Annotated in this window: 13 protein-coding genes; 9 read left to right on the top strand and 4 right to left on the bottom strand. The window is 63.4% G+C overall.

The window, feature by feature from the left end; genetic code table 11:
• Positions 1 to 62 precede the first annotated feature (62 nt).
• Positions 63 to 3,662 carry a hydantoinase B/oxoprolinase family protein gene (locus L8F45_RS04430; RefSeq protein WP_342361678.1) on the bottom strand — a complete coding sequence of 1,200 codons (3,600 nt, stop codon included), beginning with the start codon at positions 3,660 to 3,662 and terminating at the stop codon, positions 63 to 65.
• A 116-nt stretch (positions 3,663 to 3,778) separates the two neighbouring features.
• On the opposite strand from L8F45_RS04430, the gene L8F45_RS04425 reads away from it, so the two are divergent.
• The 7 genes from L8F45_RS04425 (at position 3,779) to L8F45_RS04395 (ending at position 9,130) form a co-directional block, all read left to right on the top strand.
• Positions 3,779 to 4,306, top strand: a complete 528-nt coding sequence (locus L8F45_RS04425; RefSeq protein ID WP_342361677.1) for a winged helix DNA-binding protein — start codon at positions 3,779 to 3,781, stop codon at positions 4,304 to 4,306.
• A 134-nt stretch (positions 4,307 to 4,440) separates the two neighbouring features.
• Positions 4,441 to 5,352, top strand: coding sequence for an MBL fold metallo-hydrolase (locus tag L8F45_RS04420; protein WP_342361676.1), 912 nt, complete (start codon positions 4,441 to 4,443; stop codon positions 5,350 to 5,352).
• Positions 5,353 to 5,454: 102 nt separating this feature from the next.
• Positions 5,455 to 6,429, top strand: a complete 975-nt coding sequence (locus L8F45_RS04415) for an MBL fold metallo-hydrolase (protein WP_342361675.1) — start codon at positions 5,455 to 5,457, stop codon at positions 6,427 to 6,429.
• A 122-nt stretch (positions 6,430 to 6,551) separates the two neighbouring features.
• The gene (locus tag L8F45_RS04410) at positions 6,552 to 7,322 is read left to right on the top strand and encodes an NAD kinase (RefSeq protein WP_342361674.1); all 771 of its coding nucleotides are present in this window, start codon (positions 6,552 to 6,554) and stop codon (positions 7,320 to 7,322) included.
• A gap of 127 nt (positions 7,323 to 7,449) precedes the next feature.
• Positions 7,450 to 8,001 (top strand): response regulator, encoded by a 552-nt coding sequence (locus tag L8F45_RS04405; protein WP_342361673.1) that lies wholly within the window; start codon positions 7,450 to 7,452, stop codon positions 7,999 to 8,001.
• The gene (locus L8F45_RS04400) at positions 7,998 to 8,567 is read left to right on the top strand and encodes a response regulator (protein ID WP_342361672.1); all 570 of its coding nucleotides are present in this window, start codon (positions 7,998 to 8,000) and stop codon (positions 8,565 to 8,567) included. The genes L8F45_RS04405 and L8F45_RS04400 overlap by 4 nt, the downstream gene beginning before the upstream one ends.
• Positions 8,564 to 9,130 carry an Hpt domain-containing protein gene (locus L8F45_RS04395; RefSeq protein WP_342361671.1) on the top strand — a complete coding sequence of 189 codons (567 nt, stop codon included), beginning with the start codon at positions 8,564 to 8,566 and terminating at the stop codon, positions 9,128 to 9,130. The genes L8F45_RS04400 and L8F45_RS04395 overlap by 4 nt, the downstream gene beginning before the upstream one ends.
• Positions 9,131 to 9,277: 147 nt before the next feature.
• Here L8F45_RS04395 and L8F45_RS04390 read toward each other — a convergent pair whose 3' ends face one another.
• Together L8F45_RS04390 and L8F45_RS04385 are read right to left on the bottom strand one after the other, a co-directional pair.
• Positions 9,278 to 10,477, bottom strand: coding sequence for a DUF2336 domain-containing protein (locus L8F45_RS04390; protein ID WP_342361670.1), 1,200 nt, complete (start codon positions 10,475 to 10,477; stop codon positions 9,278 to 9,280).
• A complete protein-coding gene (locus L8F45_RS04385; protein ID WP_342361669.1) occupies positions 10,474 to 11,502 on the bottom strand; it encodes a lytic transglycosylase domain-containing protein in 1,029 nt (342 codons plus the stop codon). Before L8F45_RS04385 ends, L8F45_RS04390 begins: the two co-directional genes overlap by 4 nt.
• A 100-nt stretch (positions 11,503 to 11,602) precedes the next feature.
• Between L8F45_RS04385 and L8F45_RS04380 the strand changes: the two genes are divergently transcribed.
• Both L8F45_RS04380 and L8F45_RS04375 read left to right on the top strand, forming a co-directional pair.
• Entirely contained in the window at positions 11,603 to 12,082 is a 480-nt protein-coding gene (locus tag L8F45_RS04380; protein WP_342361668.1) for a MaoC family dehydratase, read from the top strand.
• 9 nt (positions 12,083 to 12,091) lie between these two features.
• Positions 12,092 to 12,979, top strand: a complete 888-nt coding sequence (locus L8F45_RS04375) for an HpcH/HpaI aldolase/citrate lyase family protein (protein ID WP_342361667.1) — start codon at positions 12,092 to 12,094, stop codon at positions 12,977 to 12,979.
• Here L8F45_RS04375 and L8F45_RS04370 read toward each other — a convergent pair whose 3' ends face one another.
• Entirely contained in the window at positions 12,980 to 13,594 is a 615-nt protein-coding gene (locus L8F45_RS04370; protein ID WP_342361666.1) for a flavin reductase family protein, read from the bottom strand. It lies immediately after the preceding gene.
• Positions 13,595 to 13,597 lie beyond the last annotated feature (3 nt).

Raw genomic sequence — 13,597 nt, 5'->3', positions numbered from 1 at the left:
CAATTAGCCTGCGGCGGGGTGTCGCGGTTAAAGCTGCGCCGCGCCGGAGCGCGACTAAATGTTCAGGAGGCCCTGCCCCAGCCGCCGCCCGTCGGCGTCATCACGGTCACGGCTTCTCCGGCCTCAATCACCGTCTGGTCGCATCCCTGCAATTCGTAGGTGCGGCCGTCCTTACGGCGAACGAACGTCCGACCGACGAGGCCAGGCTCGCCGCCCTCTATCGCAAAGGGCCTAACCTTGCGATGGGAGGAGAGGATCGCGCACTCCATCGTCTCGCGGAAACGGATGGTGCGGCTCGTGCCGTCGCCGGCGCTCCACTTTCCTTTTCCGCCGGTGTCCGGACGAATGTGGAAATCCTCCAGCACGACAGGAAAACGCAATTCGAAGATCTCGGGATCTGAGAGCCGCGAATTCGTCATGTGCGTGTGGACGCCAGACGTTCCATTCCAGCCGGGACCCGCAGGCGAACCCGAGCAGATCGTCTCGTAGTACTGGTAGGCGTCATTGCCGAAGGTGAGATTGTTCATCGTCCCCTGCGCCGCCGACATCGCCTTCAACGCGCCGAAGAGACAGTTCGTCACCGCCTGGCTGACCTCGACATTTCCCGCGACGACCGCCGCAGGATAATGCGGCGACAGCATCGACTTGTCGGGAACGATGATCCGGATCGGCCGGAGGCAACCGGCGTTCATCGGAATCTCGTCATCGACCATGACGCGGAAGACATAAAGCACGGCCGCGCGCGTCACCGGCGCCGGCGCGTTGAAATTATCGCCGCGCTGTTCTGACGTGCCGGTGAAATCGACTGTCGCTTCACGCTTCTCCTTGTCGACGCTGATCTTCACCCGGATCGAGCAACCCTGATCCATGGGATATTCGAAGGTCGAGTCTTCAAGCGCATCGATGACGCGGCGCACGCTCTCGGCCGCATTGTCCTGCACATGGCCCATATAGGCCTGCACCACGTCAAGACCGAAATGCGCGATCATCTTGCGCAATTCGGCGACGCCTTTCTCGTTCGCAGCGACTTGCGCCTTGAGATCAGTGACATTCTGGCGGACGTTGCGCACGGGGTAGCGCGCGCCGGTTAGAAGCGCTGTCAGTTCCTTTTCGAGAAAATGTCCCCGATCGACCATCTTGAAATTGTCGATATAGACGCCCTCTTCCTCGATGTGCGTCGCGAGCGGCGACATCGAGCCGGGCGCCAGCCCCCCGACATCGGCGTGATGACCGCGGCTCGCCACCCAGAACAGGATATTTTGCTGAGCGTCATCGAACACGGGCGTGCAGACGGTGATGTCGGGAAGATGCGTGCCGCCATTGTAGGGCGCATTCAGCACATAGACGTCGCCGGGTTTGATGGCCTTGTTATTTTTGATCACCGTCTCGACCGACTTGTCCATCGAGCCCAGATGCACCGGCATATGCGGCGCGTTGGCGACGAGATTGCCTTCGGAGTCGAACACGGCGCAGGAGAAGTCGAGCCGCTCCTTGATGTTCACGGAATAGGCGGTGTTCTGCAGCGTCACGCCCATCTGTTCGGCGATCGACATGAAGAGATTGTTGAAGATCTCCAGCATCACGGGATCGGCCTTGGTGCCGATCGCCACGCGCTGCGCCCGCGCTTTCACGCGCGACAGTACGAGATGATCGCGCGCAGTCAGCGCAGCCTGCCAACCCTCTTCCACGATCACAGTCTGGTTCGGTTCGATGATGATGGCCGGGCCGTCAATCTTTGCGCCATGTGGAATGTTGGCGCGGAGATAGACGCCGGCGTCATGCCACGCGCCCTGGCTGAAGAAGCGCGTCTGACGCGCAGCAGAGGCGTTCGCGCCTAACTTCAGCGCACGCTCAGGCTCGTTGAACGGCGCGCCGCCGCCCACGCCTTCCACCTCGACGGCTTCGATGACGATGCTCTTGGTCTCGTCGATGAAGCCGAAGCGCGCGCGATGCGCGGACTCGAACGCCGCCTTCATCGCGTCGGCCGCGCCAGCGTTGACGATCAACGCGGTGTCAGTGCCGGCGTAGCGGATATGCGCGCGCACGAAGGTCTCGATGTTGGGCGCGGCGACGCCCTGCCCTGAAATCTCGGCGCGAATATCGCTCGCCAGCGGGGACGCCGCAGCGTCGATCGCCGCAGGCGCCTTCGCATCGAGCGGAATGTCGAGCGCTTTCTGCCGCGTCGCGCGCACATTCGCGAGCCCCATGCCGTAGGCCGAGAGAAGTCCAGAGAGCGGATGGATCAACACCGTCGTCATGCCGAGCGCATCGGCCACGAGACAGGCGTGCTGTCCGCCGGCGCCGCCGAAACAGTTCAGCGCATAACGCGTGATGTCATAACCGCGCTGCACGGAAATCTTCTTGATCGCTTCCGCCATATTGGCGACCGCGATCTGGATGAATCCGTCAGCGACCTGTTCAGGCGAACGGCCGTCGCCGACTTCGGCGGCAAGCTTCGCGAATTTGTTTTCAACGACGGCGCGATCAAGCGGCTCGCTCTGCTCCGGCCCGAAGATCGCGGGGAAGAAATCCGGAATGAGCTTGCCGACCATCACATTGGCGTCGGTCACTGCGAGCGGCCCGCCGCGGCGATAGGCGGCCGGACCGGGATCCGCGCCAGCGGAATCAGGACCGACACGGAAACGCGAACCGTCATAGTGCAGGATCGATCCGCCGCCGGCGGCGACGGTGTGAATGAGCATCATCGGCGCGCGCATGCGCACGCCGGCGACCTCCGTCTCGAAAGCGCGCTCATACTCGCCATCGAAATGCGCCACGTCGGTCGAGGTGCCGCCCATATCGAAGCCGATGACATGGCCGAAGCCGGCGGATTTTCCCGTCTCCGCCATGCCGACCACGCCGCCCGCGGGGCCTGAAAGGATCGCGTCCTTGCCCTGGAAGAGGTCGGCGGCTGTCAGACCTCCTGAAGACATCATGAACATCAGCCGCGCGCCGGTGCGCTCGACATCGAGTTCGTCTGAAACCTGCTTCACATAGCGACGCAGGATCGGTGAGAGATAGGCGTCAACGACCGCCGTGTCGCCGCGACCGACAAGCTTCACCAGCGGCGAGATTTCGTGACTAACCGAAACCTGCGTGAAACCCATCTCGCGCGCGAGCTTCGCCACCGCCTGTTCATGTGCGGGAAAGCGATAGGCGTGCATGAAGGCGATCGCGACCACATCGAAGCCATCACCCTTCGCTTGCGCGAGCGCCGCGCGTGTGGCGTCGAGATCAGGAGTCTTTTCGACAACGCCGTCGGCGAGCACGCGCTCGTCAATCTCCACGACGCGCTCATAGAGCTGGTCAGGCTTGATGATTTCCTTGGCGAAGATTTTCGGCCTCGCCTGATAGCCGATGCGCAACGCATCGCCGAAGCCCTTCGTGATCACGAGCAGCGTGCGATCGCCCTTGCGCTCGAGCAGCGCATTTGTGGCGACAGTCGTCCCCATCCTGACTTCGCCAATCAGGCCGGATGGGATCGGCTCGCCCGCCTTGAGGCCAAGATGTTCGCGCACGCCCTGCACGGCCGCGTCGCGATAGGCGCCCGGATTTTCAGACAGCACCTTGCGGGCGGCCAGCGATCCGTCGGGCTTGCGCGCGATCACGTCGGTGAACGTGCCGCCGCGATCGATCCAGAAATCCCAGCAAGCCCCGGCCATCTCGACCTCCTCTGACGTCTGCTGGGCAAGCGTCTAATCTCTCGAAAGCACTTTGTCGAGAATTTATTGACATAATGTAGTCGTCGAGTAGCATGGCCGGGAAGGAGGCCATCCCGATGAGTCCGAGCGACGCTCCATCAGACCTTGGTCCGATCGTTTCGTCAGGCCATCTCGCCTCCGGCGGCATGCCATCGCTGTCCGAGTTCGAATTTGCGCTGTCGATGACAGCGCACGCCTTCAACCGCTGGATCGTTCGCGGCATGGCGGCGGCGGGCGTACCCGACCTTTCCGCGCTCGATGTGCTGGCGCTTCATCACATCCATCACCGCGGGAAGCCGAAGCGCCTCGCCGACATCTGCCTCGTGCTCAACATCGAGGACACGCACGTCGTCGCCTACTCCCTGAAGAAGCTTGAAAAGCTCAAGCTCATCAAAAGCATGCGGCAGGGAAAGGAAAAGCTGGCGGCAACCACGCCCGCGGGCGAGCGGGCCTGCGAACGCTATCGCGAGGTGCGCGAAACGCTGCTGGTGCGTTCGGCGCTCGCGTCGGGCGTCGACAAGGGCCTGCTGTCCGATATCGCCTCGAATATGCGCGCCCTCTCGGGCCAGTACGACCAAGCCGCCCGGGCGGCCGCAAGCCTTTGAACTTGTTCGCAAGACGGACCAATCCTTCAACAGATTGTTATCGGGCGCGGCTGGACATTTCGCACAGGGCCGATCCAATGCCTCACCTTTGGTGAAGGCTGGGAACCCGGCCGCCCGTTGCTGCGAGATCCCCGTTGCCTGAAGCCCCTTCGAAGAAAGCGCCGCCGCAGATCCGCCGTCAGGTAGCGGGCTTCTATCGCTACTATGTCGGCGATTTTGAAATCACCGCTCTGTTCGACGGATATTCGCCCCGCGCGCTGGACGCGAACTACGTCGTCAATGCCCCGCTGGACGAACTCAGGGCTGTTCTTGCGAGCCGCTGCATGCCGACCGACGTCATCGGCGGCTCCTACACCTGCGTGACCATCAACACCGGCTCGCGGCTCGTTCTCATCGACGCCGGTTTCGCTGACAATGGGCCGCCTGCCGCGGGCAAGATGGCGGCGAACATGGCGGCCGCCGGAATCGACCCCAAGACGATCGACACAGTTCTCATCAGCCATTTCCACGGCGACCATATTTTGGGCCTGCGCAGCAAGAATGATGAACTCATCTATTCGAACGCCCAAATCGCAGTCCCCGCTGACGAATGGACCTACTGGATGGATGATGCGCGCATGAACGCGGCGCCCGAAGCCGGGCGCGCTTCATTTCAGACAGCGCGCCGCATCTTCGCGCCGATCGCGAAAGAGGTGCGCCGCTTCAATGCCGACGATGAAGTCATTCCCGGCGTGAGGGCCATGGCGACACCAGGACATGCGTTTGGACATACCTCTTTCCTGATCGAGTCAGGCGGCCAGAAACTCATCGTCGTCGGCGATGTCTGCAACGATCCGCGCGTGTTTGCGCGCCGTCCGGATTTCCAGCTCGGCTTCGATATGGATAAGCCGCGCGCCGTTGAAACGCGACGGAAGCTGCTCGATTTCGCCGCGTCGGAACAGACGCCGCTCGCCTTCTATCACGCGCCATTCCCCGGCGTCGGCCGCGTGCGCAGAGACGGCGACGGATATGAATGGAACCCCGCCGCCTTCAATCCGAACTGCTAAGGGGTTCGCAGACGCTTGAAGCGAGCATCCAAGCCTTTATCGTTGTGGCGTCGAATTGCTGCGATGTGCTTCGTGCAAGAGACCAACGAGGGAGAACTGAAAATGACGATTGATCGTCGCACGCTTCTGGCCGCTGGCGTCGCCGCCGGCGGGCTTGCCTTATCTGAACAGTTCAGCGTGTCGCCAGCGGAAGCCGGCGCGCCAATGGCCACTGCGCAGGCGCCTGGCTTCTATCGTTTCAAGGTTGGCGACTATCAGGTGACGGCCATACATGACGGCTTCGCCGGCAGGCCGCTGGATGGCTTTGTCCGCAACGCCAAACTCGACGACGTGCAGAAAGCAATGTCGACGGCGTTCATGCCGACCGACCGGTTGCCGCTCTATTTCACGGCTCTTGTCATCAATACGGGCTCGAAGCTGATCGCCATCGACACCGGCAACGGTAATTCCGGCGCGCCATCGTCTGGCAAGTGGATGGAGAACCTCAAGGCGGCCGGTTTCGCGCCCGAGCAGATCGACACCATCCTGATCAGCCATTTCCACGGCGATCATATCAATGGCCTTCGCCTCAAGGACGGAACAGCGGTCTTCCCGAACACCGAAATCAAGGTGCCGGAAGTCGAATGGACCTACTGGATGGATGACGCGAAAATGAACGCGGCCAGCGACGCCCTGAAAGGCGGCTTCCAGGGCGTGCGTCGCGTCTTCAACGATATGAAGAACGTTTCGCGTTACGAGTGGGGCAAGGAAGTCGCGCCTGGAATCACTGCGATTCAGTCCGAGGGCCACACGCCAGGCCACACGTCGTTCATGATCTCGTCCGGCAATGGCAAGCTTCTCGTGATGTCCGACGTCGTCAACCTCCCGTCGCTGTTCGTCCGCCATCCCGACTGGCACGCCGTGTTCGACATGAATGGCGACATCGCGGCCAAGACCCGGAAAAAGATGCTCGACATGGCAGCGACCGAAAAGACGCAAGTGGTGTTCTATCACGCGCCCTTCCCGGCCGCGGGCTACATCGAGAAGTCGGGATCGAGTTATGAATTCGTGCCCGCGGTTTGGTCGAGCGGCGTTTGAGCGCCATTGATCGTTTCGGCCAGAAACGGCGGGCGAAAGCCCGCCGTTTTGTTAACCGGCTTGAGAAACCGCTTTCGCGCTGGAGCCTTTATTGCGGCGAGCGTCTCCGCTAAGCACGTCATATGTCTGAGGATATCGCCCTCGCCTTCGTCGCCAGCCAGACTCCGGAAGCGGAAGCGGCCCGCCTTGCGCTCGCGAAGCGCTACGGCGAGGTATCGCCTGATCACGCCGACGTCATTGTCGCGCTCGGCGGCGACGGGCTGATGCTGCAGACGCTCCATGCCCAAATGGGTCGCGGCAAACCGATCTACGGCATGAATCGCGGTTCCGTCGGCTTCCTCATGAACGAATATCGGGAAGACGACCTGCGCGAACGTCTGGCGGCGGCCCAGCGCAGCGTGATCCATCCGCTGCAGATGAAGGCGTCCGATGAGAAAGGCCGACAGACAATCCGCCGCGCTATCAATGACGTGCATCTCTTCCGTCGATCCTATCAGGCGGCGAAGCTGCGCATCTCGGTCGACGGCAAGGTGCGCATGGAGGAGTTGATCTGCGACGGCGTCATAGTCTCCACGCCGGCCGGCTCAACCGCCTACAACCTCTCCGCCAACGGTCCGATCCTGCCGCTGAACGCCCCCCTGCTGGCTGTGACGCCGATCTCGCCCTTTCGCCCGCGGCGCTGGCGCGGCGCGCTCCTGCCCGATCGGGCGCGTGTGACGATCGCGGTTCTCGAAGCCGCTAAACGACCTGTCGGCGCCGTCGCGGACCATGCCGAAGTCGACGAGGTGCTCGGCGTCGAGGTCGGCATGGATCATTCGGTCGACATGATCCTGCTGCATGATCCGGGCCATAGCCTCGACGAACGCATCCTGAATGAGCAGTTCGGCTGGTGAGCGGCGCGATCTGCGCCGCCATTTTCTGCATCCGGGCAACCGCCTTTTAACCCAAACTGCCTAGGCTTGTCGGGCGGCCCAAGTGGTCGTTGGCGTCTGCGTGAGGGTTAAGGAGTCGTTAGCGGCGATGATGCGAGTTGATGTCAGCCGCTTGCGGTTTCTCATCATCGACGACAACGCCTATATCAGGCGCATCATTCGCGTGCTTCTGCATGGCTACGGCGCGCGCGAGGTGCTGGAGGCTGAAGACGGCGCAGCCGGTCTCGATTCCTTCTCCCGTTATGGCCCCGACATCGTCATCGTCGACTGGGAGATGCCGATTCTCGACGGCATCGAGGTGGTCAAGCTGATCCGCCAGCCGAATTCGAGCCGCAACGCCTTCGTCCCGATCATCATGTGCACCGCCCATTCCGAAATGAAGCGGGTGACGCAGGCGCGCGACGCGGGAGTCACAGAATTCCTGGCGAAGCCGATCTCGGCGAAGAGCCTCTACCAGCGCATTGTCAACGCGATCGTCAATCCACGCTCATTCGTGCGCACCGCCGATTATTTCGGCCCGGATCGCCGGCGCGGAGCATCGAAGAAATACAAGGGACCGGAGCGCCGCAAGAGCGCCGAGGTCGAAAACACAGCGCCCGCCGCCGAAGAGACGGAAGCGCCCGCGCGTGAAGTCGCATGATCGACGACCGAGCCTTCGATTTCGCCCGGCTGCGCGTGCTGTGCGCGGATGCGAACGCGAACATGCGGCGCATCTACCGCTCCCTGCTGCTCGGCATAGGTTGCGCCGACGCTGCAGTCGTCGATGACGGCGCCGCCGCTTACCAGCAGTTTATCAGCAGCACCTTCGACATCCTGATCACCGACATCGACCTGCCGTCTGTCACCGGACTGGAACTCATTGAGCGCATCCGCAAGCGCAGCGATCAGTCGCGCTTCACGCCGGTCATCGTCTGCACCAGCGAAGCGACCATCCAGAGCATCAAGGAAGCGCGCGATCTCGGCGCGACTGAGTTTCTTGCGAAGCCAATATCCGCTCAAAAGCTGCGCGAGCGAATCGTTGGCGTCGTCACCCGCCCGCGGCCCTTCGTCGAAACGAAAACGTTCTTCGGCCCGGATCGCCGGCGCGCCCGTGCACAAGGAAATGGCGGCGGCAAGGGCGTCAACGCCTCCCATCGCCGCCGCGCCGACGACGTTGCTGCAGCGATCGCAGGTCAGACTGAAAACCCGGGTGAGGCCACGCCATGACATCGAAGGCTTCCGGATGGGATCCTCAACCAGCGTCTGACGCGCAGGTCGAGGCGCACGCAGATCATGAGGTCCTGCATCCGCCGCACACGCTGAAAGACATGGCTTATGTCGCCACCCGCCGCGGCGATCCGACCGATGATCAGGTGGTCGAGCAGGCGGAAACCGAACTTGCCGAAGTCGCTGACGAGTTCGGTGAGTGGATGGCGACCGAGATAACAAGGCTCGCGGATGCGCGCGCAAAATATCGCGTCTATGGCGCTAAGGAAACATATCGCGAGCTTTTCCAAGCGGCGCATACGATCCGCGGCGACGCCGGCGTCTTCGGCTTTCCGCTTGCCGGGCGCGTCGCGGATTCGCTGGCGAAGCTGCTCGATGGCTGTCCACCCGAAATCCTTCCCGAGCTGCTCGTCGATCAGCATGTCGATGCGATCCGCGCCATCATCCGCGAAGGCGCGCGCGATTCCTCCAACGCGCAGGCGCGCGAGCTGACCAACGCGCTGATCAAGGTGACGGCGGACTTGTTGCAGACCTTGTCACCGCGCGCCGACGCGGCTGCCTAGAGCATGGCGCGAAAAAGTGGGAACCGGTTTTTCCGCGACGAACGCTAGCGTTCGCGCTGCAATAGCCATGCTCTGAATTTTTAGAATCGATCACGTTCCCGCATTTTGATTGATTCAATCAAAATGCGGCGTGATCTAAGGCTTCACTCAGGCGGCGAGCGCCGCCTGTTCATCGACCAGCCGCTTGATCTCGAATTCGAGTTCATCGAACGGCGCGTGAACGACCTCCGCCATGAAAGCGCGCGCTTCTTCGCGCGTCGCCTCGGCTTCGTAGCGCCGCAGCAGCGCAAAGAGCTTCATGTTCTCGGCGGCGCATTCGCCATCGAGCGCGGTCAGCGTGCGCTCGATCATCCGTCGCGATAGCGCCGCCGGCCGGTTCGCGAATTCGCCATCGGCCCCGAGATCGCGCCACGCCGCGATCGCCGCGTCAAAAGCCCTGAATAGCCCTTGCGGCAGCCCGGCCTGACGATAGAGCGCGGCGAAACCGCCGCCGCGGCGCTGTGAGAGGATTCCCGCGACGCGACGCGATGGCTGGCCGCTGAGTTGCGAGAGAGCGGCTTCAAGAAGGGCGACGCGCCCTGAGAGAAGCGCGCGGAGAAGCAGGCCGGCGGTCAACTGACGGCTGGCGCAAAGATGGCGCGCAAGCGCCTCGCAATCGCCTGCCTTTTCGGCGATCGCGACCGCGGCGGCTTCTCGCGCCTCCGCCATCACGCGCTCGCCGCGCTCCGGCCGCATCCAGGCGCAGGTCTGCACGAATTGCGACAGCGCGTCCGACACCGCGACGACAAGCATATGGCGCACGCCGGCGGAAAGATCGCTCCTGTGCAGCATTTCCTCGCGCAGGCTGGCCTCCGCGCCATGTCGTTCGATCATCCTGCGATAGGCGAAATCGGGAATTTCAGCGCCGGGATTGCGCAGCATCTCGACGAGCGACTCCGGCTCGCCGATTTCGGCCATGGCCGCGCAGACGCCAGCGGACAGCCGCGCGCGGCCGGCGATCGCAAGCCGCGCCGCAGCATCGCCGATCGCGGCGCTATCGATGAGATCGGAATCGAGCAGCACAGGCGAACGCGCAAGCACAGGCGCCGCGATCTCGCTCTGGTCGTTGCTCAGCGAGATGATGATATGGACGGGCGCATCGGCGGCCGAGGCGAAGGTTTCGGCGAGCGCGCGACGTACGGGCGGAGCTCCATCGTCAAGCATGATCGCAAGCGCGGCGAGCGCTTCGTCACGGTCCGCCGGTTCGAGCTCGGAATAGAGATAAGCGCGCGCGAGCGCGCTCGCGGCTTCAGCGCGCTGGCCAGCCGGCGCGGTCTGCGACCATTCGAGAAAGCGTCGGACGATCATGCGGCGATGGGCTTCATCAGCGATTGCAGATCAAGCGGCTTGCCGACGCCGCGTTTCTTGCGGTTGCTTACAGCGGCGGGCGTTGTCGGAGATTCCGATTTGCTTTCAGGCGAAGGCGCCGCTCGCGCCGGCGCGTTGAGCGCCCCGCCTGACCCGGTCGGGAAATAGGAGCCTGCGCCCGAAGACGCGTCTGCGCTCGCGGTCCAGATGCGCTTGACCGAAGGCGTCAACGGCCCTCGGACGCCTTCGGTCTGGAACAGCCCGTCGAGCGGCCGGCCGCTGTCGGACGCGCTCGCGGCTTGCGGAAAGAAAGACAGCCAAGCGCCGCTGGCGGCGGAGGCGCTCGACGAGGCGGCGGTAGGCACAACAGCGACGGCCGTCTGCGCGTCGAAACCATCCATCAGCTTCTGCCGGAGCTGCGCCAGTGTCCGGGGCTGACCGCTCGGCGTGTAGAACAGGCCGCGATTCGCAGCGGCTTCGTCAGGGAAATAGGTCGCGGCCTTCAGATCAGGCGTCGCCGATGCGCGCGCCAGCAGCGACGCCGCGCCGCGCGCGCCAAGCACATGGGCGACATAGAGTTCGCCATCGCTCGCCTGACGGCCGAGCGTGTCGGACAGGCTGGCGCCATTGCGTTGCGCCAGTTCGCCGGCCAGCGCCGAACTGATGTGCGGATCCTTTCGCAGCGCCAGAATCTGGCTGCGCATCGCCGGATCGGCCACTGTAAGACGCCCGTTCGAGCCTGTTGTAATGGCGTCGGCATAGCCTTGCAGGCCGTATTTCGCGCCGTCGGCTTTGATGGAGGCGAGCCAGGTCTGCTCGATGAACTGGTAAAGTCCCGTCGCGCTTGAAGTCGGCGCCTTGGCGTTGGGATCGAGCGCGGACTCGCGTGTCGCCGTCCGCATGAGATAATCGAAGCTGACGCCTGACTTGTCGGCGCCCTGGCGCACCGCGTCGGCGAGCCCGCTCCCGGTGGTCGGGGCCGGCTCCGGCGTCGCCGGGGTCGTGAACAGGGACAGGAACGACATCGAAGGACTCAAGCGACGCAGCGAGACAGACGCCCGCCGGCGGCCAGTCTTGCGGAAACATGGTAAATGGCCTCTTAAAATCAGCGACCAGGACAGCATCATGAGCATGCCAAGACATCCCCGCGGAGGGCGATATTTCGAGGACTTCACGATCGGGGAGACCATCGCCCACGGCTTGACCCGCACCGTGACGCAGATGGACAACATGCTGTTCTCGAACATGACGCTCAATCCGCAGCCCCTCCATATCGACGCGCATTTCTGCGCCACGGAGACGGAATGGGGCCGGCCGATCGTCAATTCGCTGTTCACGCTCGGCCTGATGATCGGCATCTCCGTCAACGACACCACGGTCGGCACGACCATCGCCAATCTCGGCATGACTGACGTGAAATTTCCAGCGCCGGTCTTTGAGGGCGACACGATCCGCGTCGTGAGCGAAGTTGCGGGCAAGAGGGAGTCGCGCTCACGGCCCGACGCCGGCATCGTCGAATTCACGCACAAGGCCTATAAGCAGGATGGCGCGCTCGTGGCCGAGTGCAGACGTCAGGCCTTCATGCGCAAGGCGCCGAAAGACTGAGCGGGTCAGATGCGTTCGCTTCTCTTCGTTCCCGGCGACAATTCACGGAAGCTCGAGAAATCGCTCGCAACCGGCGCAGACGCCTTGATCATCGATCTCGAAGATTCCGTCGCGGCCGCCAACAAGCCGGCGGCGCGCGCGCTCGTCCGCGATTTCGTCGCGCAGGCGCGCAGGGACGAGAAGCGCCCGCGGCTCATCGTGCGCGTCAATCCGCTCGATGGCGGCCTGACCGATGACGACGTCTCGACGGTCGCCGCGGCGCAGCCGGACGCGATCATGCTGCCGAAGTCACAGGATGGCGGCGATGTCCAGCATCTCTCGAGCAAGATCGCCGTCGCCGAAGCGCGCCACGGATTGGCGGACGGTTCGATCCGCATCATTCCGATCGCGACCGAAACTGCATCGGCGATCTTCGGCCTCTCGACCTACGCTGGATGCAGCCCGCGTCTCGACGCCCTGACATGGGGCGCGGAAGATTTGTCGGCTGATGTCGGCGGCGAAGCCAATCGCGACAGCGCCGGCGCCTTCAGCGCGCCTTACCGGCTCGCGCGCAATCTCCTGCTTTTCGCCGCCGCCAGCGCGCGCGTCGCTGCGATCGACACGGTCTATGTCGATTTCAAAAACGATGCGGGATTGAAGGCCGAATGCGAAGAAGCGCGGCGCGACGGCTTTGTCGCCAAGATGGCGATTCATCCGGCGCAGGTCGCGATCATCAACGAAGTGTTCACACCGGATGAGAAGACGATCGCGCGCGCCGAGCGCATCGTCGCCGCCTTCGCTGAAAATCCCGGGCTTGGCGTCGTCGGCATGGACGGCGAGATGGTCGACCGCCCTCATCTCCTGCGCGCGCAACGCACGCTGGCGCGCGCGACGGCCGCGAAAGTCAGCCGCGATTGATCACTGCCCGGCGCCGGGCGGCCTGACGATCGAGAAGAGCTCGTTAACGACGGCGTAATCCTGATAGCCACAACGCGCGATCGGCTGCGCGCCGGCTGTGTCGAAGCGGCCGTCTTTCACGAAGCGGTCGTCGATGTGAACGCCGACGACTTCGCCGATCACAAGCAGTGCGCCGGCGGCGACGCCATAACGATCCTTCAAAGCGACGATCTCGGTCACGACGCACTCAAGCGAGGCGGGAGATTCAGCGACGCGCGGCGGCTTGACGATGCGCGCCGGCGCCGGTGTGAGGCTGGCATGCGCGAACTCGCTCGTCCCGCGCGGCAGCGGCGCGGATGTCTGATTCATTTTATCGCGCAGATCGAATGTTGCGAGATTGAATGTGAACTCGCGCGTCTCCTCTGCAAATGACGCGGAGTCCTTCACACCCTCGCTGGAAAACCCGATGATCGGCGGATTGCCGGAAAAGGCGTTGAAGAAGGAATAGGGCGCGAGATTGACGGAGCCGTCGCGCGCGATCGTCGTCACCCAGCCGATCGGGCGCGGCGCGATGATCGCCTTGAATGGATCATGCGGCAGAAGCGACCGGTCGCGCGCCTTTGGTTCATAAAACATCGC

Source organism: Terrirubrum flagellatum (assembly GCF_022059845.1).
GTDB lineage: Bacteria > Pseudomonadota > Alphaproteobacteria > Rhizobiales > Beijerinckiaceae > Terrirubrum > Terrirubrum flagellatum.
The sequence above is the reverse complement of the archived record's forward strand: the minus strand, read 5'-3'. Positions and strand labels throughout refer to the sequence as shown.